21 protein-coding genes are annotated in these 22355 nt (G+C 62.1%); 11 read left to right on the plus strand and 10 right to left on the minus strand.

Going from position 1 to position 22355, the window contains the following annotated elements; genetic code table 11:
- Positions 1 to 72: 72 nt before the first annotated feature.
- The 3 genes from AC3RCJ_RS05200 to AC3RCJ_RS05210 form a co-directional block, all read right to left on the minus strand.
- On the minus strand, positions 73 to 801 hold the full coding sequence (locus AC3RCJ_RS05200) for a hypothetical protein (RefSeq protein ID WP_492959863.1): 729 nt from the start codon (positions 799 to 801) through the stop codon (positions 73 to 75).
- 77 nt (positions 802 to 878) lie between these two features.
- Positions 879 to 2297 carry an alkaline phosphatase gene (locus AC3RCJ_RS05205; protein ID WP_492959862.1) on the minus strand — a complete coding sequence of 473 codons (1419 nt, stop codon included), beginning with the start codon at positions 2295 to 2297 and terminating at the stop codon, positions 879 to 881.
- A gap of 29 nt (positions 2298 to 2326) precedes the next feature.
- Positions 2327 to 3727, minus strand: coding sequence for an alkaline phosphatase (locus tag AC3RCJ_RS05210; RefSeq protein ID WP_492959972.1), 1401 nt, complete (start codon positions 3725 to 3727; stop codon positions 2327 to 2329).
- Between the two features lie 352 nt (positions 3728 to 4079).
- Between AC3RCJ_RS05210 and AC3RCJ_RS05215 the strand changes: the two genes are divergently transcribed.
- From AC3RCJ_RS05215 to AC3RCJ_RS05230, 4 genes are all read left to right on the plus strand, one after another.
- Positions 4080 to 4943 (plus strand): MBL fold metallo-hydrolase, encoded by an 864-nt coding sequence (locus AC3RCJ_RS05215; RefSeq protein WP_492959861.1) that lies wholly within the window; start codon positions 4080 to 4082, stop codon positions 4941 to 4943.
- Between the two features lie 20 nt (positions 4944 to 4963).
- Positions 4964 to 5620: a DsbA family protein gene (locus tag AC3RCJ_RS05220; protein ID WP_492959860.1), complete on the plus strand. Its 657-nt coding sequence runs from the start codon at positions 4964 to 4966 to the stop codon at positions 5618 to 5620.
- Positions 5621 to 5714: 94 nt separating this feature from the next.
- On the plus strand, positions 5715 to 7178 hold the full coding sequence (locus tag AC3RCJ_RS05225; protein ID WP_492959858.1) for a catalase: 1464 nt from the start codon (positions 5715 to 5717) through the stop codon (positions 7176 to 7178).
- A 176-nt stretch (positions 7179 to 7354) separates the two neighbouring features.
- Entirely contained in the window at positions 7355 to 7735 is a 381-nt protein-coding gene (locus AC3RCJ_RS05230; RefSeq protein WP_492959856.1) for a hypothetical protein, read from the plus strand.
- Positions 7736 to 7802: 67 nt separating this feature from the next.
- On the opposite strand, the gene AC3RCJ_RS05235 is transcribed toward AC3RCJ_RS05230, so the two are convergent.
- The 4 genes from AC3RCJ_RS05235 to AC3RCJ_RS05250 form a co-directional block, all read right to left on the minus strand.
- On the minus strand, positions 7803 to 11381 hold the full coding sequence (locus tag AC3RCJ_RS05235) for an ABC transporter permease/M1 family aminopeptidase (protein WP_492959854.1): 3579 nt from the start codon (positions 11379 to 11381) through the stop codon (positions 7803 to 7805).
- Positions 11382 to 11391: 10 nt separating this feature from the next.
- Positions 11392 to 12285, minus strand: a complete 894-nt coding sequence (locus AC3RCJ_RS05240; RefSeq protein WP_492959852.1) for an ABC transporter ATP-binding protein — start codon at positions 12283 to 12285, stop codon at positions 11392 to 11394.
- 193 nt (positions 12286 to 12478) lie between these two features.
- Positions 12479 to 13675: an ABC transporter permease gene (locus AC3RCJ_RS05245; RefSeq protein WP_492959850.1), complete on the minus strand. Its 1197-nt coding sequence runs from the start codon at positions 13673 to 13675 to the stop codon at positions 12479 to 12481.
- 3 nt (positions 13676 to 13678) lie between these two features.
- Positions 13679 to 14458: an ATP-binding cassette domain-containing protein gene (locus tag AC3RCJ_RS05250; protein WP_492959848.1), complete on the minus strand. Its 780-nt coding sequence runs from the start codon at positions 14456 to 14458 to the stop codon at positions 13679 to 13681.
- A gap of 173 nt (positions 14459 to 14631) precedes the next feature.
- On the opposite strand from AC3RCJ_RS05250, the gene AC3RCJ_RS05255 reads away from it, so the two are divergent.
- Both AC3RCJ_RS05255 and coq7 read left to right on the plus strand, forming a co-directional pair.
- Positions 14632 to 15066, plus strand: a complete 435-nt coding sequence (locus AC3RCJ_RS05255; protein WP_492959846.1) for a hypothetical protein — start codon at positions 14632 to 14634, stop codon at positions 15064 to 15066.
- 87 nt (positions 15067 to 15153) lie between these two features.
- A complete protein-coding gene (coq7, locus tag AC3RCJ_RS05260) occupies positions 15154 to 15798 on the plus strand; it encodes a 2-polyprenyl-3-methyl-6-methoxy-1,4-benzoquinone monooxygenase (protein WP_492959844.1) in 645 nt (214 codons plus the stop codon).
- 95 nt (positions 15799 to 15893) lie between these two features.
- On the opposite strand, the gene AC3RCJ_RS05265 is transcribed toward coq7, so the two are convergent.
- Positions 15894 to 16316 (minus strand): OsmC family protein, encoded by a 423-nt coding sequence (locus tag AC3RCJ_RS05265; protein WP_071079492.1) that lies wholly within the window; start codon positions 16314 to 16316, stop codon positions 15894 to 15896.
- Between the two features lie 225 nt (positions 16317 to 16541).
- Here AC3RCJ_RS05265 and rplM point away from each other — a divergent pair, with 225 nt between their 5' ends.
- The 5 genes from rplM to erpA all read left to right on the plus strand — a co-directional run bounded on the left by rplM (position 16542) and on the right by erpA (position 19524).
- On the plus strand, positions 16542 to 16970 hold the full coding sequence (rplM, locus tag AC3RCJ_RS05270; RefSeq protein ID WP_010393282.1) for a 50S ribosomal protein L13: 429 nt from the start codon (positions 16542 to 16544) through the stop codon (positions 16968 to 16970).
- Between the two features lie 9 nt (positions 16971 to 16979).
- Positions 16980 to 17372 (plus strand): 30S ribosomal protein S9, encoded by a 393-nt coding sequence (gene rpsI / locus AC3RCJ_RS05275; protein WP_010393285.1) that lies wholly within the window; start codon positions 16980 to 16982, stop codon positions 17370 to 17372.
- 177 nt (positions 17373 to 17549) lie between these two features.
- Entirely contained in the window at positions 17550 to 18587 is a 1038-nt protein-coding gene (gene argC, locus AC3RCJ_RS05280) for an N-acetyl-gamma-glutamyl-phosphate reductase (RefSeq protein WP_492959841.1), read from the plus strand.
- A 90-nt stretch (positions 18588 to 18677) separates the two neighbouring features.
- A complete protein-coding gene (locus AC3RCJ_RS05285; protein WP_492959839.1) occupies positions 18678 to 19067 on the plus strand; it encodes a bactofilin family protein in 390 nt (129 codons plus the stop codon).
- 94 nt (positions 19068 to 19161) lie between these two features.
- Positions 19162 to 19524: an iron-sulfur cluster insertion protein ErpA gene (gene erpA, locus AC3RCJ_RS05290; RefSeq protein ID WP_029496047.1), complete on the plus strand. Its 363-nt coding sequence runs from the start codon at positions 19162 to 19164 to the stop codon at positions 19522 to 19524.
- 169 nt (positions 19525 to 19693) lie between these two features.
- Here the strand turns inward: erpA and AC3RCJ_RS05295 are convergent, their stop codons facing one another.
- Both AC3RCJ_RS05295 and AC3RCJ_RS05300 read right to left on the minus strand, forming a co-directional pair.
- Positions 19694 to 20788, minus strand: coding sequence for an anhydro-N-acetylmuramic acid kinase (locus AC3RCJ_RS05295; protein WP_492959970.1), 1095 nt, complete (start codon positions 20786 to 20788; stop codon positions 19694 to 19696).
- A gap of 131 nt (positions 20789 to 20919) precedes the next feature.
- Positions 20920 to 22287 carry a M23 family metallopeptidase gene (locus AC3RCJ_RS05300; protein ID WP_492959837.1) on the minus strand — a complete coding sequence of 456 codons (1368 nt, stop codon included), beginning with the start codon at positions 22285 to 22287 and terminating at the stop codon, positions 20920 to 20922.
- Between the last annotated feature and the right edge of the window lie 68 nt (positions 22288 to 22355).

Here is a 22355-nt window from a genome sequence, read left to right on the forward strand (position 1 = left end):
AGGTTGACCGTGCCCTAGCGATGTTAGCCAGCCGACCGGGCGTGGTCAAGCGCAAGCGGGCATGCGCGGGGCTCAGTCCAGGTAGTCCGAGTACTCGCGTTGCGCATAGTGTTGCAGGCCGCTCCAGGGCAGGGCCTTGCTGGTGGCTGGCTGCAGCTTGACGTCGACCCTGCGGTAGAAGGTGTTGGCGCGGTCGCCGCTCTCGATAATCAGCGGGATCTGTTTTTGCTCATCCCACAGGATGCGCTGGAATACGCCGTTCTTTTCCACTTCGCGCCAGCGCGCGCCGGCCACGTTCGATGCCTGTTTCGACAGCGGCATGGCGGCCACCAGTTTCGGGTCCAGCAGATAAAAGCTGTTTTCCCAGGAGCCGTCGAAATTGACGTTTTCGTATTCCGCCTTCGGGATGGAGACGACGATCTTGTCGTGCGCATCGATGTATTCCACCCGGACCGTGTTCTTTTCCAGCATCACATGCCGGGGAATGGCGACGGGATTGAAGTGCTTGTGCTCCTGCTGCGTGGCCGTGGTCGACGTTTTCAGCGCCACTTTCCTGTGCTCGCCGTGCGCGTGGCCGGCATGCGCATCGATGGCGGACGGCAGCACGCGTTCGACCCACACGTGGCCCGGACGGCGCAGCATTTTTTCTTCATAGCGGCTCTCGCGCGTCACGCCTTCCGGCGTCAGTACGCGGCTGTAGTAGGTGATGCCCAGGTCCAGGTCGGCAGGGGCGGCAGGCGCGGCTTGGGCGCTGGCGGCAAAGCCGGCGGCCAGGAGGACGGCGATCAGGGTCGATTTCATGGTGTTGCCTTTAAGTGTGCAAAGGGGGCGGAGGGCATACGCCATCCGCCCCGGTGGGGTTACCGTGTTGATGCGGATCAGAAGCCGAAAGCTGCCTTCAGCAAGTCAAATACCTTGGTGTTGTCCAGCGTGCCCTTGAAGGTCTTGGCGCCGGCGCCCGTGGCCAGCAGCTTGACGTCGCCGCCGCCGTGGGTTTCGCTGGCCAGGCGCACGCCTGTTTCCTGCAGGTAGTTGTCGGACAGGGCCGTGGCGCTGTCAACGTTGCTGCGCAGGTCAGGACGGTTCGGGCCGTTACCGAACACCAGGGTGGTGTAGGTATTGCCGTCTTCATCCTTGCTGGGCTGGTTATCCTTGTAGCCGCGGTTGATGTCGAGGATAGGATTGCCGCGTTTGCCGTAGCCGTTGAACGCCAGCGTGTGGTCATGGTCGGCCGTGACGACGATCAGGGTGTTTTCCAGCTTCGGATCGGTTTCCTTGACCTTGTCGATGGCGGCCTTGATGGCGTCGTCGAAGGCGATGGTGTCGACCAGCGCGCGCTTGGCATTGATGCCGTGCAATGCGTGGTCGATGCGGCCGCCCTCGACCATCAGGAAGTAGCCATTGCTGTTTTTCGACAGCAGGTCGATGGCTTTCAACGTCATTTCCGACAGGCTAGGCTGGTTGGCGCCGTCGGCCGATGGCTTGGACGAGGTACGGTCGAGTTCATAGTCGAGGTGGCTCTTCGCGCTGTACAGGCCGATGAACTTCTTGTTGCTTGGCGCGGCCGCCATTTCCGCCTTGTTGGCGGCCACGGTATAGCCCTTGGCCGCGAATTCGGCCAGCAGGTCGCGGCCGTCGGCACGGCCGCCCTTGTTGCTGGCCGACCATGGCGTGAAGTGGTTGCGTCCGCCACCCATCAGCACGTCCACGCCGTCGCCCAGGGCCGTGTTGTAGCCGACGCCGCCCGGCGCCGTTTGCGCGGCGATCGCGTACTGCGCATTGCGGTTGCAGATGTGCGAGAAGGTCGTTGCCGGCGTGGCGTGCGTCAGTTCCGTGGTGGTGATGGCGCCCACGGCCTTGCCCTTGGCTTTCGCCAGTTCCAGGATGGTCGGCACGGACTTGCCGTTGCCGCTGGCGGGGCAGTTGTCCACGCCCAGGTTGCCGTTGGCATCGCGGCCCGGTTCCTTGGCGATGGTGTCCGACGACATCGAGATGACTTCATTGTTCATCTTGACGCCGGTCATGTAGGCGGCCATCGATGGCGCGCTGTCCGTCGTTTGCGCATCGTGCGAGAAGGTCTTGATGCGCGCCGTGCGTTCCAGCTTGTCCATGTTCAAGCTGCCTTCTTCCTTGTACTTGAAGATGCGTGCAGCCGTCACGACGGAAGGGCCCATGCCGTCGCCGAGGAAGAAGATGACGTTCTTGGCGTCGGCGGCGTAGGCGCCGTTGGCAACGCTGGCGGCCACGAGCGTGGTCAGCAGCGACAGTTTCAGGGTGGATTTCAGTGCAAGTTTCATATGCGTGTCCAATTCTTGTGTCTTGGGGATTACAGACCGCCGGCGGTCTTGACCAGGCCGAATACTGTGGTGTTGTCGATGGTGCCCAGGAAGGTTTCCGAACCCTTGCCAATGGCGCCCAGGAAGACGTCGGTGCCGCCGTGCGTTTCATTGCCGGCCGCGGTGCGTATCACCGCTTCCTGGTGGTAGGTATTGGCGCTGGTGACGGTTTCGTCGAGGCTGGCCATGGCGGCGCGGCTCGATTGCGTGCGGTTCTCGCCATTGCCGAAGCCGATGATCGAGTACGGTGCGCCATCCAGGTCTTTCTCGACCGCGCCGGTGACGTAGTTCTTCACCACGCCCAGCACGCCAGGGTTGCCGGCGGCCGTCTTGCCGGTGCGCTTGGCGTAGCCGTTCAGCACCAGGGTGTGGTCATGGTCGGCCGTGACGACGATCAGGGTATTGGCCAGGGTCGGGTCGGTCAGCTTGGCTTTTTCGATGGCGGCCTTGATGGCGTTATCGAAAGCCACCGTGTCTTGCAGCGCTTTCTTGGCGGTGGTTTCATGCAGCGCGTGGTCGATGCGGCCGCCTTCGACCATCAGGAAGTAGCCCTTCTTGTTCTTGGCCAATACGTCCATGGCCTTGGTGGTCATTTCCGCCAGGCTAGGTTCCTTCGCCGCATCGCGGTCCAGGTCGTAGCTCATGTGGCTGGAAGTGAATACGCCGAACAGGCGGTCCGTCTTGGTGCCGTCGACGGCCTTGAAGTCGGTGGCGTTGTTGGCCACGGTGTAGCTCTTTGCTTTCAGCTCGGCAACCAGGTCGCGGTCGTCCGAACGCTTGCCGCCGTCCTTGAATGGCTTGAAGAATTGCGCGCCGCCGCCCAGCACCACTTCCAGGCCGGTGGTGCCCAGGGCGCTGTTATAGCCGGTGCCGCCCGGCACGAGGGCCGCGGCGATGTCGTTTTCCAGGTCGCGGTGGCAGATGTGCGCGTAGGTGGCCGCCGGCGTGGCGTGCGTCACGCGCGCCGTGCTGACCACGCCGGCCGCGTAGCCCTTGGCCTTGGCCAGTTCCAGCAAGGTGGTGGCGGGCGTGCCGTTGCCGGTGCCGCATTTGTTGACCAGCTTGTTGCCGTTGGCATCCTTGCCCGGATCGATGGCGACCGTGTTGGCCGACATCGAAATGACTTCATTGTTCATCTTGACGCCGGTCATGTAGGCAGCCATCGACGGCGCGCTGTCGGTCACTTGCGCATCGTTCGAGAACGTCTTGACGAAGGCCGTTTCCGGCAGGGTATCCATGGTCAGCGCACCGTCTTCGCCCACCGAATAGATGCGCGCGGCCGTCATGGTGGTCAGGCCCATGCCATCGCCGAGGAAGAAGATGACGTTTTTCGGTGGGGCTTCGACTACCACCTCATCTTTTTTGGCGTCGCTGCCGCAGGCGGCCAGCATCAAGGTGATTGCGACGCTGCATCCAGCGACGGAAATTTTTCTGCGTGTCATGTGGTTCATCCGGCTAGGTTTGAAAGCTAGCAAGATAGCAAGCGATTGTTACACCCTCATGACGATGTGACACGTTTGGACACGCCGCCGCGCATCCGCCTGCCATGTTGTTTTAGCGCACGCCCTCGGCGGAAAAATACACCGTGCCGTACCGCGCCGGTCCGGGCGACGCTCTGCCCGCCGTCGGGATGGCTATCGATTGCATCGAATTTCGCAACAAACTATTGCTTTTTATTGTGTTTTTCTGCCGAATAAAGCAACGTAAGATGCGTGCATCCCAATCATCTTGTGAAGGCGCATCATGTTATCCCGATCCATTACCAGCATTCTCGTTGCCACCGTCTTCGCCGCCGGCGCCGCCTCTGCCGCCGCTCCGCTCACACTCGAGGTGTTCAATCCGGGCGAGGCGGCCATCTTCCCCGTCGCTTCCGTGCTGGTCGCGGGCAAGCATGACGCCGTGCTGATCGACGCGCAGTTTTCGCGCGGCGAAGCGCAAAAGCTGGTGGAAAAGATCCGCGCCAGCGGCAAGAAACTGACCACCGTGTACATCAGCCACAGCGACCCGGATTTCTACTTTGGCCTGGACGTGATCAAGGCCGCATTTCCGCAGGCAAAAATCGTTGCCACGCCGGAAACCGTGGCCGAGATCCGCCGCAAGATGGACGCCAAGGTCGCCTACTGGGGGCCGATCCTGAAGGACAATGCGCCGCAGGCCATCGTCGTTCCCGAAGCGTTGAAAGGCAAGCGCATCAGCCTGGAAGGCCAGTGGCTCGATATCGCCGGCCCGACGCCAGCGCGCACCTATGTGTGGATCCCGTCGATCAAGGCCGTCGTCGGCGGCGTGGTGCTGTTTGGCAACCTGCACGTGTGGACGGCCGATACGCAAAGCGTGCAATCGCGCCAGGACTGGCTCAAGACACTGGACGGCATCGCCGCGCTGAAACCCGCCACCGTCGTGCCCGGCCACTTCAAGGTGGGCTCGCCCCTGACGCCCGACAGCATCGGCTTTACGCGCGACTATCTGGTGACGTTCGAAGCGGAAACGGCCAAGGCCGCCAATGCGGCCGCCCTGATCGCCGCCATGAAACAGCACTACCCGAGCCTGGGCCTCGATGGCGCGCTGGAAACGAGCGCCAAGGTCGCCAAAGGCGAAATGAAATGGTAAGCGGCAACAAGGAGGTCTCCATGCCCACACTGCACTACATTTTCGACCCCCTGTGCGGCTGGTGCTACGGCGCCGCGCCGCTGCTCGAGGCGGCGCGCGCCGTGCCCGGCCTGGCGGTGGCCTTCCATGGCGGCGGCATGATGACGGGCAGCAATCGCCGCCAGATCACGCCCGCCTGGCGCGGCTATGTGCTGCCGCATGACCGGCGCATCGAGCAACTGTCGGGCCAGCCCTTCGGCGATGCCTATGTCAACGGCTTGCTGAACGACACCACGGCCATGATGGATTCCGAGCCGCCGATCACGGCCATCCTGGCGGCCGAAGCGCTGGCCGGCAAGGGCCTGGACATGCTGCGGCGCGTGCAGCGCGGCCATTACGTGGACGGCTTGCGCATCGCCGACCTGCCCGTGCTGGTGGCGCTGGCGCAGGAACTGGGCCTGGACGGTGCCGCTTTCGAGGCCGAGTATGCGCGGCAGGCGGGCGCCGCCACGCAGCGGCACATCGACGCCAGCCGCGCCCTGCTGGCGCAGGTGGGCGGCCAGGGCTTTCCCACGTTCGTGCTCGACGATGGCAGCGGCAAGCTGTCCGTGATCGATATCGGCGGCTTCCTGGGCCAGCCGGCGAAGTGGCAGGCGCAACTGGGCGGCGCATGCGATGCCCATGGTTGTACATTGTAAATAGCTATCGGTTCGATAAAATCAATTTGCTTTTCCTTTGTTGTTGACCTCGTTACACTGGTTTGCATCAGTCAACAACGAAGGAACAGCAGCCATGAGTCAACAGCCACCATTGAGTACCGCCTCGGGCATCCCCGTCGCCGACAACCAGAATTCCATCAGCGCCGGCCCCCGCGGCCCGCTGCTGCTGCAAGACTTCCACCTGATCGAAAAACTCCAGCATTTCAACCGCGAGCGCATTCCCGAGCGCGTGGTGCACGCCAAAGGCTCGGGCGCCTACGGCACCTTTACCGTCACGCACGACATTTCCCGCTACACCAAGGCCAAATTGTTTGCTGAAGTGGGCAAGCAGACGCCCACCTTCGCGCGTTTTTCCACGGTAGGCGGCGAGCGCGGCAGTGCCGACACGGAACGCGACCCGCGCGGCTTCGCCGTGCGTTTCTATACGGAAGAGGGCAACTGGGACCTGGTCGGCAACAACACGCCGATGTTCTTCATCAAGGACCCGATCAAGTTCCCCGATTTTGTGCATACGCAAAAGCGCGATCCGCAAAGCAATTTGAAATCGGCCGAGATGATGTTCGACTTCTGGAGCCATGCGCCGGAAAGCCTGCACCAGGTCACCATGCTGTTCTCGGACCGCGGCACGCCCGATGGCTACCGCCACATGGATGGCTTCGGCAGCCACACGTATAGCCTGATCAATGCGGACGGCCAGCGCGTGTACGTGAAATGGCACTTCAAGACGCGCCAGGGCATCAAGAACCTGCCTGCGGCGGAAGCGGGCCGCCTGGCCGGTGCCGACCCCGACTACGCCCAGCGCGACCTGTTCGGCGCCATCGAACGCGGTGATTTCCCGCAGTGGGAAGTCAAGCTGCAGGTGGCCACGCAGGAGCAACTCGATGCCTGGGAACAGCGCACGGGCTGGAATCCGTTCGACCTGACCAAGGTGTGGCCGCATGGGGATTTCCCGCTGTTGCCCGTGGGTATTTTCGAGCTGAACCGCAACCCGGACAATTACCATGCGGAAGTCGAGCAGGCCGCGTTTTCGCCGGCCAACGCCGTGCCCGGCATGGGGTACTCGCCGGACAAGATGCTGCAAGGCCGCTTGTTCGCCTACCACGACGCCCAGCTGTACCGGGTCGGCACGAACCACCAGCATCTGCCCGTGAATGCGGCCCGCTGCCCCTTCCATAACCAGCAGCGCGACGGCGGCATGGCGATCCACAACGGCGGCGCGGCGCGGAACTACGCGAACGTGGCGGCGGCAGGCACGCAGCCGCAGGGGCTGGGCCATGGCGAGGGGGCGCTGGCGCTGGCTGGCGGCGCGGCCCGCTACGACGGGCGCGGCGTGGAAGACGACACCACGCAGGCCGGCAATCTGTTCCGCCTGATGTCGCCCCAAGCGCAGCAAAACCTGTTCGACAACCTGGCAGGACCGTTGAGCCAGGTGCGCGCGGAAACCCTGCAGCGCCAGCTGGGTCTCTTCGACCGGGCCGATGCGGCCTATGGCGCCGGCGTGCGCGCCGCCTTGCAGGCACGCGGCGTGACCGTGTAAGCGCATGTTGCAGGCGGAACCAGTTTGTTCCGCCTGTTGTTGATATAGCACAAATTATGAGTTGCTATTAAATATTGCCGTATGGACATATTTGCCTTCCATGCGTAGACTTGTCGCTCTGATGATTGCGCCGCCTTCCTGGCCGCGTCCTGACTAGAAAGTCTTGCAATATGAATATGGCAAAATTGTCGGTCCATGGGGATGACCCCACGCTCCGCACCATTCTCGAAGTCTTGCCTACCGATCCGGAGCGCCAGTGGCGCAAGGGCGAGGCGAAGGGCGCGACGGGGCGCGTGTATCTCGATTCCGGCTTCGAGGTGATGATCGCGCAGGCGGCCAAGTCGCAAGTCTTGCCATCGCGCATACGCAGCTACCTGGCCGAATGCAGTTCGCGCGGCCTGAGCTTTACCATGCCGCGCATCGTGGCCGAACTGCAGCTGGAACTCGGCGGCGAGGAGTCGCTCGACGTGCCGCTGGATTTCCCCCTGTCCGACATGCACATCCTGGCGGAAATGGGCGTCAGCCTGAGCATCGTCACGCGCGCCGCCGCGGCCTGAGACCGGCCTTGCCCTTGAAAAAAGGGCCGTTCCTGCGGGAAGCGGCCCTTTTCCTGCCGAGCCTCGCCTACCGCTCGTCGATCTCGACCGTCACCATATTGTCGTCGGGCTTGCGGTCGATCAGTTTGTTGTCGGGATCGATGCCGGCCTTGCCTGGCCGTCCCGTCACCAGCACCGTGTAGCTGCCCTGGCGCGAGCGCATGAGTTTGCGTTCGCGCAACAGCGGATTGCCATCCTTGTCATCGACGCCAATGTCGATCAGGTCGTGCAGCGGCACTTCCTGTTCCTCGCCCTGTTCACCCGCATTGAGCTTGCCAGCCTGTACGTTCACCGTGACCTCATACTTGCCGTCGTGGCGTTTCCTGGCCGTCGCCGACAGGGCGCGGTTATCGAACAGCACGATCTTCTCGAACAGGTCGTCGATCAGGTAGGCCTGCTCGGGCGGCGTCACCTTGCGCAAGCCCTGGACCAGCGCCGTCACGCTCGCATACGGCGGGCCTTGCTGGCCGTAGGTCTGCAGCAGGTTGCGCAATACGCCGTTGACCTTGTCCTCGCCCACTATGTCTTGCAGCAAGTACATGGCCAGGCTGCCTTTCTGGTAATGGATGTAGTCCTGGTTTTCATTCTCGGCCAGCGGCAACTCCTTCTTGCGCTCTTCGCCGCGGCCCATCAGGTACTGGTTCAGCTCATGCCGCAGGAAACGCCGCATCTTGCCCGGTCCCATGGTTTTCTTCATCACCATCAGCGCCGAATACTCGGCCAATGTTTCGCTGAGCACGGTGGCACCGCGCGTATTGCCGCCCACCAGCTGGTGCGCCCACCACTGGTGCGCCACTTCATGCGCGGTGATATAGAACGGGTAGTCCAGATCCTTGGGATTGCTGTCGTTGACCTTGGCGATGAAGCCCAGCCCTTCCGAGAACGGAATGGTGTTCGGGAACGATTGCGCATACATGGCATAGCGGGGGAACTCGACGATGCGCACGATCTTGTGCTGGTAGGGGCCGAAGTTCTTCGTGTAGTACTCGAGCGCTTCCTTGCTGCCGCGCACGAAGCGGTCCAGGTTGTATTCATGGCCAGGATGGTAATACACGTCGATGGCCACGTCTTGCCAGCGCTCGTGCCGGACGGCGTAGCGGGCCGACTGGAACGCGTAAAAATTCAGGATGGGCTGTTCCATCGTGTAGTGGAAATAGTGGCGGCCCTTGGCGATCCAGTCGTTGTCCAGCATGCCGGGGGCGATGGCCGTCTGGCCGTCGACCGTGCTGACGGTGGCGTCGAAGTTGATGCGGTCGGCGTCATTGCTGATGTAATTTTCGGCCAGGCCCCGCGCATCGTCGCGCGGCAAGGCGCGCTCCTGGGGCGGCAAGCCGTGCTTCTTGCGGTCGCGCGGGTCCAGCAGTTCCAGTTGCCGCTGGTAGCCGATATGCGGCAGCACGGCATTCGTGAAGAAGGTGCCGTTGGCCACCACGGGCGTGTCCTGGCCCAGGCCGAAGACGCCGCGCGGCGCGTAATCGATGTCGAAATCGAGGCCCAGCGTGGCGCCCGGCGCCAGCGGCGTGGCCAGGCGGTAGCTGTAGAAGCCCAGGCGCTTGTCGTCGAGGCCGGGATGCACGCGGCTGTCAAAACGCAGCCGCATGCTGGAGGTGGGATCTTGCTGCACCAGGATATGGCTGATGGGCAAGCTGGTCTTGTTTTGCAGCATGTAACGGCCCTTCACGGCCAGCGTGCGCTGGGCCGGGTAGATGGCCACGTCGAGCTTCACGTCCGTTACCTTCGGTTGCGGCGTGGCGGCAAACTTCCGGTACTGGCGTTCGAAGCTGGCCCGGTCCGCGTCGCGCGCGTAGTCGGACTTGTAGTCGTTGGCCACGTGGAAGACGTAGAACAGCACGGCGCCGCTACTGACGAAGATCAAGGCGCCGCCGGCAAAGCTGGCCAGCACGCCTTGCGTCAGGCCGTGGCGCGCCAGGCGCAGGCGGATGCGCCAGCTGTCCTGCGCGCCGCGCGGCCAGAACAGCAGCGACAGCACCGTCAGCATCACGGCCGCGCCGCTCCAGTACAGCAGGTACCAGCGTTCGCGCAGCAGGTAGTGGCCGGCGCCGTTCATGGCCGAATACACGAAGCCCGGCGTGGTGCCGTACAGCAGCAGCGGGTCGCCCAGGCCCAGCGAGGCAAAGCTGACGCTGGCCAGGTAGTACACGATCATGGCGAAGTAGGCCAGGTACTTCTGGTTGATCACGACTTGCAGGAAAATGGCCAGCACCGCCGTCAATGCATAGGCGGGCAGGTGCGTGAGGAACAGCGCTTCGAAGTACAGGCCGGGATCGAGGCGGTAATAGCCCTTGAAGACTTGGATCGACATGCCGCACAGCATGATGACCAGGCTCAGCAGCGCTTGCAGGCTGATCAGCGCAAACAGTTTCGACAGCAGGGGCAGCCAGTTCGGCACGGGCAGGGCGTCGAGCATCAGGGCGATGCTGCCTTCGCGTTCGCGCCACACCAGTTCGCCCGCATAGAAGGTGGTGATGACCAGCATGAACAGGGTGAACGAGGCGCTGACCATCTCCAGCACCTTTTCCGTCACGGGATAGGTATTCGTGCCGAACAGGGAACCCATGTCGAGCGCGCCCGCATACATGGTCAGCACGCCGGCCAGCACGATGACGACAAAATAGATGTTCTTGATGGTTTCGCGCAGGTTCAGCCAGCTCATCTTGACGAGCAGGCCGGCCAGGTTGCGCTGCGCGAAGTCGGGCGCCTGCTGCGTGTCCAGCGAGGCGCTCGACAGGCGCAGCGGCACCTCGCCCTCGCCATGGCGCTTGGCGGCGCCGCTGTCGGGGGCGGCATGGAAATGGAAGCGCCAGTAGCCGAGCAGCAGGGCGACGAGGGCGAAGCCGGACCAGATGGCGCGATTGAGCAGGTACACGCCTTCCAGCGTGACCAGGCGCGTGTTGCGCTCCGCATTCGGCCAGTATTCCGTCAGGCGTATCAGCGCCGTGGTGCCGAACGGGTCGATCAGCGCGGCCAGCGTCTTGAAATCGAGGTCGCGCGCCAGCGACGGCGCCACCAGGTAGCCGATCAGCATGACTACCGAGCTGATGTACACGGGCAGCATGCGCCGCGTCAGCGCGGCGATGACGAAGAAGATGGCGCCGAAGATGAACAGGTTGGGCAGCAGGGTAAACACATAGGGCAGCAGATAGGCCAGCGCGCGCTGCGGCCCCAGCCTTTCCGGGTCGATGCCGGGCAGCCAGGTGCCCAGCCAGGCGCCCAGCACGATGCTGGAAAACACCACGGCCAGGACCAGGTAGGCGCCGAGGAAGCGGCCGAACACGTACTGGTATTTTTTGATCGGCGCGCTGAAGAAGAAATGCTGCATGCCGTATTCGAAGTCCTGCTGCACCGAGCGGCCCATCATGGCCGCCACCACCACAGCGCCGAAGCAGCCCAGCAGGCTGCAGGTGAAGGCCAGCGAACGGGGGGCGTTGATCAGGAACTTGCCGCCGAAGCTGATGCTCGCTTCCTTGAAGACGCCGCCGGCGGCCGCCATCCACAGCATGGCCAGCGCCAGGAACATGGCGAAATATACCCAGGTGGACAGCAGCTTGAGCCGTTGTCGCGCTTCAAAGCTGGCGATGGCAAACATGGCCGCCCCCTCAGTCGCACAGCGGGGCGACGCGGTGGCGCCCGGCAATGGTGGCGAAATACAGGTCTTCCAGGTCGCCGATGGCTTCCTCGAAGCCGTCGCCCGGGTCGTCGTCGCTATACACGTGGATCAGGGTGCGGCCCGACAGCAGGCGCGTGGAAATGACGGCGTGGCGCTGCTGGAAGCTGGCCAGCTCCTTCTTGTCGACGAAGCGCGCCCAGATCTTGCAGCTGACGTCGTCGATCAATTCCTGGGTCTTGCCGCACAGCAATAAATGGCCGCGATTGATGATGGCCATGTTGGCGCACAGGTCGGCCACGTCGGAGACGATGTGGGTCGACAGGATCACCGTCTTGTCTTCGCCGATGTCCGACAGCAGGTTGTGGAAGCGCACGCGCTCCTGCGGGTCGAGGCCGGCCGTCGGTTCATCGACGATGATCAGTTTCGGATCGCCCAGCAGGGCTTGCGCGATGCCGAAGCGCTGGCGCATGCCGCCGGAAAAGCTGCCCAGGCGCTGGTGGCGCACGTCGAACAGATTGGTTTGCTGCAACAGGCCATCGACCACTTCGCGCCGGCGCGCCCGTTGCGACAGGCCTTTCAGGGTGGCGAAGTGGTCGAGCAGTTCGTAGGCCGTCACTTTCGGGTACAGGCCGAAGTCTTGCGGCAGGTAGCCCAGCATGCGGCGTACCTCGTCCTTGTCGTCGAGCACGTCGTAGTCGCCGAAGAAGACCGAGCCGGAATCGCATTCCTGCAGGGTGGCCAGGGTACGCATCAAGGTCGACTTGCCGGCGCCATTCGGGCCCAGCAAGCCAAACATCCCGGGCGGTATCGTCAGCGAAATATTGTCCAGCGCCACTACGCCATTCGCGTAAGTCTTCGACAATTTACGAATCTGCAATTCCATACAACTCCTTGCTCATGCTGTTGCAACCCGGTGCTCCAGGGCTTTCATATGGTGGCATTGTATTGAATTTAAGACGTACTGGGCAGTTGCATGCGATGCACGGCGTTTTCGCGTGCCCAGAGTGCAGTTGCGCGGGGTGGACGGCGCGCCGCATCCGGGGGCCAGGTTGCCCCGCCGGCGCGCCGTGTAAAGATCAGTTGCGGAACAATACCGATTCCCGGTTAAACCACCAGCGGCACAGCATCAGCAGGGCGCCCGCGATGACGGTGGTCGAGGCCAGGATCACGCCGAACATGCGGTAATCCATGGTGCCCTTGACCAGCTCCTTCATGGCCAGCGAGACATTCGTCAGCGGCACCATGGCCCACATCCAGTTCAGCTCGACACCGGGCAGCATGGCCGCCACGGTGGGCAGGATGACGAACAGCATCAGCGGCGTGATCAGGCCGGCCGCTTCCTTGTAGCTTTTCGCATAGATCGAGATCGACAGCAGCAGCGAGGCGAAGATGGCCGCCGTCGGCACCAGCATCAGGGTCACCATGGCCAGGTCGGGCAGGCCGATGCTGCGCACCATGACGGCCATGTTGCCCTCCAGCGAGCTGCCAAAGGCCAGCAGCAGGGCCGCCATGCTGCCCACCATCAGCACGGCCGAGGTCATGCCGACGGTAAACAGCACGAGGAACTTGGCCAGCACGATGGCGCTGCGCGGCACGGGGGCCAGCAGCAGCGTTTCCAGGGTGCCCCTTTCCTTTTCTCCCGCGCCCAGGTCGATGGCCGGATACATGGCGGCCGTCAGGCACACCATCAGCAGCAGATAGGGCAGCATGCCGCCGATGATGGCGCCCATCTGCTCGCGCTCGTCGGCCGTCGAATGCTTGTCGAGCACGATGGGATTGAGGGCAAAGGCCAGCTGGGCCGGGCTCAGTTTCAACGATGACAGCGCGTGTTCGCGCAGGCTGGCGTTATAGCCCTCGACGATGTCGCGCACCCTTTGCTGGGTTACGTCGACGGTGCTGGCGCTGTTGTAATGCAGGGCCACTTTTGCCTGTTGCTGTTCCTGCAAGCTATGTTCAAAGCGGGGCGGGATCACCACGGCGAACTTGATGGTGTCGTCGCCGATGGCGCGGCGTATCTCCGCCTCGCTGCCCAGCGCCACCTCGCGCAGGTTGTGCTGCTGCGCAAAGCGCGCGCTCAGGCCCGGCGAGTGCTCCTTGCCGAACAGCGCGTAGCGCATCTCGGCCGTCTTGGCATTCTTGAACATATTGCTCGAGACATAGGCGAAGCCGCCGAAGATCAGCGGCATGGCAAAGATGGGGATGAGGATGGTGAAGATCAGCGTCTTGCGGTCGCGCGTGAGTTCCAGCAGTTCTTTCAGGTAGATGGTCCACATGGCTCAGGCTCCCCGGTTGATGACGCTGACGAAGGCATCGTACAAGTCCAGGCTGCCGCCCAGGTGGCGCAGCTCGTCGACGCTGCCGTTGAAGGCGGTGGTGCCGCGGTTGATGATGCAGACCCGGTCGCACAGCTTGTCCACCTCGTGCAGATGGTGGGTGGAAAAGATCAGCGGCACGCGCAGCGCCTTGTAGCTGGCAATGAAATCGAGCAGGATCTTGGCCGACATCACGTCCAGGCCCGTGGTCGGTTCATCGAGGATGACCACTTGCGGCCCGTGCACGACGGTGCGGGCGATCGCACACTTCTGTTTCATGCCGGTCGACAACTGGTCGGCCCGCTTGCCGCCGTATTCTTCCATTTGCAGCAGGGAAAACAGCTCGTCGCAGCGGCGTTTCAGCTTGTCGGCGGGCATGCCATGCAGGCGCCCGAAATACTCCACGTTCTCGCGCGCCGTCAGGCGGCCGTACAAGCCCGTCGAGCCGGACAGGAAGCCGATGCTCTGGCGCGCCACCAACGGTTGCTGCAGGACATCGATGCCATTCACCAGGGCCTGGCCCGCATCGGCCTGCAGTGCGGTCGATAACAGGCGCAAGGTGGTAGTCTTGCCGGCGCCGTTAGGCCCGAGCAAGCCCAGTACTTCGCCTGGCGCGCAACTGAAACTGACGTCGCGCACGGCATGGAACCATCCGTCGTGTTCGCGCGGATCGCTGACGTGCACGGCCTTGCCCTTGTGGGGCGGCATGCGGAAACGTTTTGCCAGGTGCTTGACCTCAATCATACGGTTCTTCCATTCGACAGGGAGGACTAGAGTAGCATGCAAAAAATGTAACTTGCAAGATGGAAATATCGTTTAGTCTATTGAAAAAAGCAGCGTCTTGATGCAAGCTGGCCTGAGTGGCCGCCGGCGAAGGCGGCAAGCGGGCCCGCAAGTGGCGGGCGCAAGAGGAATCCATGCAGAGAACGATCGATCAGGCGACGCAGGACAAGGTACTGGCCGTGGCGCGCGCGGGCATGACCAGCGCGGAAGCCATCGGCTATTTCCGCGTCAGCCTGGGCCTGTATTACCTGGCCGGACTGATGACCAACGAGGAGCTCGACTTCAAGCAGATCGATGCCCGGTATAACCGTTTTATCTACCATACGCTAGGTGGCGGCCACAGCATTGCCAGCGTGCTGCAGTTCATGAGCGGCGAAAAGGTATTGCGTGTATTGCAATCGGAGCGCTTCCTGGCGGCGTTTGCCCAGCATTGCCCCGACATTCCCGTCGACAGCATCTTTTTCCTGATCTCGCTGAACCTGGGCGTGGCGAAAAGCCTGTCCGGCCTCGACGCCGTCGGTCCCGTGGTGGACTGGATCGAGCGGGAAAAAGCGCGCACAAGTCAATAAAGCCCTGTTCGCCCTGCGCGCGACGTGGGGACGGCTGGCCCTGATCGTCCTATAATTCATGTTTTCCTACTCATGAGCATAGCCACGATGACCGCGAACCGCCATTTTCACCCCCTGGATCGTTTGATTGTTGGCGCCGACAAGGCCTTGCGCGTCATGGCGGGCGTGGCCTCGGCCTCGCGCCCCACGCCGGCCGCGCATGCGCCGGACGCGGAACTGAGCGCGGCCGAGCAGCGCCACAGCGCCGGTTTGATGCGCGTCAACCATGTCGGTGAAGTGTGCGCGCAGGCCCTGTACAACTCGCAGGCGCGCTATGCGCACAGCCCGGCCATCCGCGCCCAGTTCGACGAAGCGGGACGCGAAGAGGAAGACCACCTGGCCTGGACGGCGCAGCGCCTGACGGAGCTGGGCTCGCGTCTGAGCCTGCTCAATCCCCTGTGGTATGCCGGTTCGTTTGCGCTGGGCACCATCGCCGCGCGCATGGGCGACGGCCGCAGCCTGGGCTTTGTGGTGGAAACGGAACGCCAGGTGGAAGCGCACCTGGCCAGCCATCTGGAAGAACTGCCGCCGCAGGACGCGAAGTCGCGCGCCATCGTCAGGCAGATGGCCATCGACGAAGTCGAGCATGGCGCCGCCGCCCAGCGATTGGGCGCCATCGACACCCCGGCGCCCGTGAAGGCGCTGATGGGCCTGATGGGCAAGGTCATGACCAAGACGGCGTATTACTTGTAGGTCGGATTAGCGCGGCAATGCCGCGCGTAATCCGACACATTGTTGGCGTTACGGGTGTCGTCGGATTACGCGCTCACGCGCTAATCCGACCTATCTCATTCCTCGATGATTTCGAAGGAATGGGTGATCTCGGCGGTTTTCGCCAGCATGATGGACGCCGAGCAATATTTGTCGTGTGACAAAGTCACGGCCCGTTCCACGGCCGTCGGTTTCAATGCCTTGCCCCGCACGGTGAAGTGGAAGTGGATCTTGGTAAACACTTTCGGATCGGTGTCGGCGCGCTCGGCCTTCAAGGTCACTTCGCAGCCGCTGACGGCTTCGCGGCCCCGTTTCAGGATCAGCACCACGTCATAGGCGGTGCAGCCGCCCGTGCCCAGCAAGACCATTTCCATCGGGCGTGGTGCCAGGTTGTGGCCGCCGCCGTCGGGCGCGCCATCCATGGTCACCAGGTGGCCGGAACCGGTTTCTGCCCGAAAACTCATGCCCGACGGGCCATTCCAGCTGACTTTGCATTCCATCGTACTCTCCGAAAATTGTAAGCGTTTTGTATTGTAATAGAGGAATGCCCATCCATGTGCCGGCCGCAGGGCGGCGCCATGGCCGCGTTTGACCTTGACGCGGCGGGGCAAAGCCGCTTATACTTGTCGGCTTTCCGTTCGCTCAGGAAAAGTAAATAAGGCAGAGTCCGCACAGCAGCATTGTCGGAACCACCATTTGAGCGTGTAATCTATTAGGAAGTCAACATGAAAACATTTTCCGCTAAAGGACATGAAGTCCAGCGCGATTGGTTCGTGGTTGACGCGACGGACAAAGTCCTCGGACGTGTTGCCAGCGAAGTGGCACTCCGACTGCGCGGCAAACACAAACCAGAATTTACTCCTCACGTCGATACCGGCGACTTCATCGTCGTCATCAACGCAGGCAAACTGCGTGTGACCGGTACCAAAGCTACTGAGAAAATTTACTACCGTCACTCTGGCTATCCAGGCGGCATCTACGAAACCAACTTCCAGAAAATGCAACAGCGTTTTCCAGGTCGTGCGCTTGAGAAAGCGGTCAAGGGCATGCTGCCTAAAGGCCCACTCGGCTACGCAATGATCAAGAAGCTGAAAGTGTACGCGGAAGGTTCCCATCCGCACGCTGCTCAGCAACCTAAAGCACTTGTTCTCTAAGGAACTGACATGATCGGTAATTACAATTATGGAACCGGCCGTCGCAAAAGTGCAGTGGCTCGGGTTTTTATCAAAGTTGGCACAGGCTTGATCGTTGTTAACGGCAAACCAGCAAACGAATACTTTTCGCGCGAAACGGGTCTGATGGTCATCCGTCAACCTCTGGAACTGACCGGCAATGTCGAGCGTTTCGACATCAAAGTCAACGTCCATGGCGGCGGTGAGTCGGGCCAGGCTGGTGCAGTTCGTCACGGCATCACCCGCGCTCTGATCGACTACGATGCAGCGCTGAAACCGGAACTGGCGAAAGCCGGCTTCGTGACCCGCGATGCACGTGAAGTCGAGCGTAAAAAAGTTGGTCTGCGCAAAGCACGTCGCGCAAAGCAATTCTCGAAGCGTTAATTCTTACGCTACAGCACCTTGCGAGGTGCTGGTCGAAAAGCCGCTGGACTTCGGTCCCGCGGCTTTTTTGCATTTCAGCGTGACTCGGCGTTGCGCTGTAAAATACGCGCATTGCCCTGCGGGGCAGGCTGTACACTTCCCCTTATTTCATCTGTACCCTACACACAAGGAAAGAACATGATCAAAGTTGGCATCGTCGGCGGCACTGGATACACGGGCGTGGAATTGCTGCGCTTGCTGGCTACCCATCCAGATGTCGAGTTGACGGCGATTACCTCGCGCAAGGAAGATGGCTTGCCCGTTGCCGACATGTATCCTTCCCTGCGCGGCCACGTCAAGCTGGCGTTTTCCTCGCCGGACAAGGCGAACCTGGAACAGTGCGACGTGGTCTTCTTTGCCACGCCACACGGTGTTGCCATGGCGCAAGCGCCAGCCTTGCTGGCCGCCGGCGTGAAAGTCATCGACCTGGCCGCCGATTTCCGCCTGAAAGACCAGGCCAAGTTCGAGCAGTGGTACAAGATTCCCCACACGGCGCCCGAGCTGATCGAACAGGCCGTGTACGGCTTGCCGGAACTGAACCGCGAAGATATCAAGCAGGCCAGCCTGATCGCCAACCCCGGTTGCTACCCGACCACCATGCAGCTGGGTTTTTATCCGCTGCTCAAGGCGGGCCTGGTGCATGCGGGCGGCTTGATCGCCGACTGCAAGTCGGGCGTATCCGGCGCCGGGCGAAAGGCCGAGATCGGCATCCTGTTCTCGGAAAGCAGCGACAGCTTCAAGGCCTACGGCGTGGCCGGCCACCGTCACCTGCCGGAAACGACGGCGCAATTGCAGCGTTTCACGGACGAAAAAGTGGCGCTGACCTTCACGCCGCACCTGGTGCCGATGATACGCGGCATGCATTCGACCCTGTACGCGCAGCTGAACAAGGATGTCAGCAATGAAGAACTGCAGGCCTTGTTCGAAGAGCAATACAAGGACGAGCCTTTCGTCGACGTGATGCCCTTCGGCGCGCACCCGGAAACACGCTCCACGCGCGGCTCGAACATGCTGCGCCTGGCCTTGCACCGTCCCGAAGGCGGCAACACCGTCATCGTGCTGGTGGTGCAGGATAACCTGGTCAAGGGCGCCTCCGGCCAGGCCGTGCAGTGCATGAACTTGATGTTTGGCTTGAAGGAAACGGCCGGTTTGCAACACATCGCCCTGCTGCCGTAACGATCGGCGACTGTGCTTGCGCGGGTCCGGCGCCTTTCTGCCGGACCTGTGATAAATTGGACTGCCACGTACACCAACAGGATGACGTTCATGTTCGAGCGCAACGCGAAAAACCCCATCGATACCCTGATCGGCGCTTCCACGCGGATCGAGGGCGACTTGCTGTTTTGCGGCGGCCTGCGCATCGATGGCCAGGTGCGCGGCAATGTCACGGGCGAACCGGGCCAGCCGACCTACGTGGTGCTGGGCGAGGCGGGCCGCATCGATGGCGAAGTGCGCTGCTCGAGCCTGGTCGTCAGCGGCGAGATCAACGGTCCCGTATATGTGTCCGAAATGCTTGAAATCCAGCCGAAAGCCCGCATTGTAGGAGAGGTCTATTACAAGGTGCTGGAAATGCACAGCGGCGCGCAAGTGCAGGGGCGGCTCAGCCGGCATGAGGGTGTCGATCCCGTGCTGCATCTGGCCGTGTCGGAAATGTGAGCAGGAACAACAGTGGTGCTCGAGGGCGAGGGCGCCCTGAGCGCGAGTTGTGCCAACAGTCTATAATGAGACCATGTTTTCTGAGGAGTCTGAAATGAATGCAGTCGCTGAAATGCAAGATGTGATCCCTTCGCCTATCATCTTTACCGATAGCGCCGCCGAAAAAGTCGCGCAGCTGATCGAAGAGGAAGGCAATCCCGACCTGAAATTGCGCGTGTTCGTGCAGGGTGGCGGCTGTTCCGGCTTCCAGTACGGTTTCACCTTCGACGAAATCGTCAACGAAGATGACACCACCATGGTCAAGAACGGCGTCCAGCTGTTGATCGATTCCATGAGCTACCAGTACCTGGTCGGCGCGGAAATCGACTACAAGGATGACCTGGAAGGCGCGCAGTTCGTAATTAAAAATCCTACCGCGACGTCGACCTGCGGTTGCGGTTCGTCCTTCTCCGTCTAAGCTGGCACAGCTGAGAAAACGTCCATGGCGGCGTTGTATTGCCTCGCCGTACTATTCGTACTGTCTTCGGCAATGCGCCTTGCCCTGAACGTTTTTCAGGCGCGCCGGTTTACAGGCGCAATATAAAAATAGCGGATCATCGATCCGCTATTTGTGTTTCTGCGCCCGCTTAGCGAGGATACAGCGCACCCAGTACGCGTAAACCGGCCGCTCCCGTCACGGCCGGCAAGTTGCCCGGCTTGCGCTGCGTAAAACGCCAGGCCAGCCAGGCGAATGCCAGCGCTTCGACCTGGCTGGGCGCCACGCCCAACGCTGCCGTCGATGCCACCGCCATGCCCGGCAATTCACGGGCCAGCGCCGCCATCAGGCTGGCGTTCTGCGCGCCGCCGCCGCACACATACACGGTTTCCGCCTGCGCGCCGTCGCGCGCGATGGCGTGCGCCAGGCTGGCGGCCGTCAGTTGCGTCAGGGTGGCCTGCACGTCGGCAGGTGCGGCCAGCGGATAGTTGCTCAGCTTATCCTGCAGCCAGTCGGCGTGAAACAGGTCGCGGCCCGTGCTTTTTGGCGCCGGCAAGTCAAAATACGGTTCGTTCAACAGTTCGGCCAGCAGGGCGGGCAAGACTTTGCCCGTGGCGGCCCAGGCGCCGTTGGCATCGTAGGGCTGGCCCAGGTGCTGCAGGGTCCAGCCATCCATCAGCGCATTGCCGGGGCCCGTGTCGTAGCCCGTCACCGTGCCATCCGCGTGCAGCACGCTGATATTGCTGATGCCGCCGATATTGGCCAGCACGCGCGCGTGGCCGGGCTCGTTGAAAATGGCCTGGTGAAAAGCGGGGACCAGCGGCGCACCCTGGCCGCCGGCCGCCACGTCGCGGCTGCGCAAGTCGGCGATGACGTCGATACCCGTCAGTTCCGCCAGCAGGGCCGGGTTGTTCAACTGGCGCGTAAAGCCCAGTTCGGGGCGGTGGCGGATGGTCTGGCCATGCGCGCCGATGGCAGCGATGGCGTCCGGGCCGATGCCGGCGTCGCTCAATAGCCGGGCGACGCAGTCGGCGTAATGGCGCACGAGCTGATTGGCCGCCAGCGCCTCGCGTTCGATTTCATTCTGGCCGGCACTTTGCAAGGCCATCAGGTCGTCGCGCAGGCTGGCGGGAAAGGCAATGTAGGCGTCGCCCAGGCTGCGCGTGCCCCCATCGTCGGAAAAGTCGACCAGCGCGCCGTCAACGCCATCGAGGCTGGTGCCAGACATCAAACCGATATACAGCATGGGGTTGTCCTTGAATGCGTAAGTGATGGGGGCATTGTGCCGCATTTGTGCCGTGCGCACGCGGGAAAAAACAAAGGCACCGGCCATCTGCATGGGCGGTGCCTGTGTGTGTTGCCCGAAGGCGGTGTTGCTTAGCGCGAAGCCAGTGCCGTGTCGTTCGGACGCAGCAGGGTGAAGCGGTGCATCATGTCGGCCGAGACCATGCGGAAGCGGCTCAGCTCGGCAGCCGTCAATGGCGCCTGGGCTTGTACGTTCAGCTTGCTTGGATCTTGTGCCACGCCGCCGACGCGGAATTCATAGTGCAAGTGGGCGCCCGTCGACCAGCCGGTGGTGCCGACGTAGCCGATCACATCGCCCTGGCTGACTTTCTGGCCTTTCTTCAGACCCGAAGCGAAGCGGCTCATGTGTGCGTAGGCGGTGGTGTAGTTGGCCCAGTGTTTCAGGACAACAACATTGCCGTAGCCGTTCTGGCTGCCGACGGAATCGACCACGCCGTCACCGGAAGCGCGGATAGGCGTGCCCGTCGCTGCGGCGAAATCGATGCCTTTATGCGCTTTCCAGTTGCCGGAAATCGGATGCACGCGCATGGAGAAGCCGGACGAGATGCGGGAGAATTCGAGGGGGGATTTCAGGAAGGCTTTTTTGAGGGACTTGCCGTCGAAACTGTAGTAACCGCCGCCTTGCTTGCTGGCTGGGTCTTCGAACCAAACGGACTGGTAAGTCGTGCCGCGGTTGGTGAATTCACCGGCCAGGATGCGGCCCGCTCGGACAAATTCGCCATCTTGCCAGAATGTTTCGTAGACAACATTAAACGAGTCGCCGCGTTTCAGGTCGGAACGGAAGTCGATATTGGTCGAGAACATTTCCACGATTTGCGCGGAAATCGAGTCTGGCAGGCGGGTGCCGTCCAGGCTGGAGTCAGTGGCGGCAAACAGGGTGGAGGTGATCTTGCGCGCGTGCATTTCGACGCGGCGCTCCAGCTGGGCTGCCACTTCCGTGGCCACGAACTTGTCGCCCTTGCGGGTGATCAGGATGTTCTTGACCGACTTGTCGGTGCCGTCGACAAGGGTGGCGCGCATCCAGTTCAGTTCCCCAGTTTCGGACGTTTGCGCTTGCACGCGCTTGCCCGACTTGAGCAACATCACGCCGCGCGCGACCTTGTCGGTCTTGATGAAATTGGCGGCCGCCGCATCATCCACGCCGAGACGGGTCAGCAGGGTGGCGAGGGTATCGCCGGCGCGGACTTTTTCTTCGTGGGTGAAATTCTGGTCTACCTGTTCCATCGCGGAAATTTGCGAAGCGAGGTCAGGCATTTCCAGGTTCTGGGCGATGGACTTGACCGGCAAGTCGGACGCGTCGGGCGCCATGGGCGATACCGCGACGGCGCCGAAGGCGGCCACGGCGAGCAACACCGCCGACACGCTGATAATGCGTGCCTTGCGCGTCGTCGCCAGCTGTGTGTACAAGCGTGAGCCTGTGATTTTATGTATAGGGTTCATGCAATCAGTTAAAATTTGCCCTTGAACGTGACCTGAACTAGTGCTCTTTGTTATTGTTATTTTGGTTC

The organism is Janthinobacterium sp. GW822-FHT07H11 (assembly GCF_058798615.1).

Bases quoted from the DNA above. Each gene is read 5' to 3' on its own strand.
- AC3RCJ_RS05225 (WP_492959858.1), top strand. From the start codon at position 5,715: ATGAGTCAACAGCCACCATTGAGTACCGCCTCGGGCATCCCCGTCGCC.
- AC3RCJ_RS05235 (WP_492959854.1), bottom strand. From the start codon at position 11,381: ATGTTTGCCATCGCCAGCTTTGAAGCGCGACAACGGCTCAAGCTGCTG.
- argC (WP_492959841.1), top strand. From the start codon at position 17,550: ATGATCAAAGTTGGCATCGTCGGCGGCACTGGATACACGGGCGTGGAA.
- AC3RCJ_RS05240 (WP_492959852.1), bottom strand. From the start codon at position 12,285: ATGGAATTGCAGATTCGTAAATTGTCGAAGACTTACGCGAATGGCGTA.
- coq7 (WP_492959844.1), top strand. From the start codon at position 15,154: ATGACCGCGAACCGCCATTTTCACCCCCTGGATCGTTTGATTGTTGGC.
- AC3RCJ_RS05295 (WP_492959970.1), bottom strand. From the start codon at position 20,788: ATGCTGTATATCGGTTTGATGTCTGGCACCAGCCTCGATGGCGTTGAC.
- rpsI (WP_010393285.1), top strand. From the start codon at position 16,980: ATGATCGGTAATTACAATTATGGAACCGGCCGTCGCAAAAGTGCAGTG.
- AC3RCJ_RS05230 (WP_492959856.1), top strand. From the start codon at position 7,355: ATGGCAAAATTGTCGGTCCATGGGGATGACCCCACGCTCCGCACCATT.
- AC3RCJ_RS05300 (WP_492959837.1), bottom strand. From the start codon at position 22,287: ATGAACCCTATACATAAAATCACAGGCTCACGCTTGTACACACAGCTG.
- AC3RCJ_RS05250 (WP_492959848.1), bottom strand. From the start codon at position 14,458: ATGATTGAGGTCAAGCACCTGGCAAAACGTTTCCGCATGCCGCCCCAC.
- AC3RCJ_RS05210 (WP_492959972.1), bottom strand. From the start codon at position 3,727: ATGCTGGCCGCCTGCGGCAGCGACGCCAAAAAAGATGAGGTGGTAGTC.
- AC3RCJ_RS05255 (WP_492959846.1), top strand. From the start codon at position 14,632: ATGCAGAGAACGATCGATCAGGCGACGCAGGACAAGGTACTGGCCGTG.
- AC3RCJ_RS05205 (WP_492959862.1), bottom strand. From the start codon at position 2,297: ATGAAACTTGCACTGAAATCCACCCTGAAACTGTCGCTGCTGACCACG.
- AC3RCJ_RS05245 (WP_492959850.1), bottom strand. From the start codon at position 13,675: ATGTGGACCATCTACCTGAAAGAACTGCTGGAACTCACGCGCGACCGC.
- AC3RCJ_RS05215 (WP_492959861.1), top strand. From the start codon at position 4,080: ATGTTATCCCGATCCATTACCAGCATTCTCGTTGCCACCGTCTTCGCC.
- rplM (WP_010393282.1), top strand. From the start codon at position 16,542: ATGAAAACATTTTCCGCTAAAGGACATGAAGTCCAGCGCGATTGGTTC.
- AC3RCJ_RS05285 (WP_492959839.1), top strand. From the start codon at position 18,678: ATGTTCGAGCGCAACGCGAAAAACCCCATCGATACCCTGATCGGCGCT.
- AC3RCJ_RS05200 (WP_492959863.1), bottom strand. From the start codon at position 801: ATGAAATCGACCCTGATCGCCGTCCTCCTGGCCGCCGGCTTTGCCGCC.
- erpA (WP_029496047.1), top strand. From the start codon at position 19,162: ATGAATGCAGTCGCTGAAATGCAAGATGTGATCCCTTCGCCTATCATC.
- AC3RCJ_RS05265 (WP_071079492.1), bottom strand. From the start codon at position 16,316: ATGGAATGCAAAGTCAGCTGGAATGGCCCGTCGGGCATGAGTTTTCGG.
- AC3RCJ_RS05220 (WP_492959860.1), top strand. From the start codon at position 4,964: ATGCCCACACTGCACTACATTTTCGACCCCCTGTGCGGCTGGTGCTAC.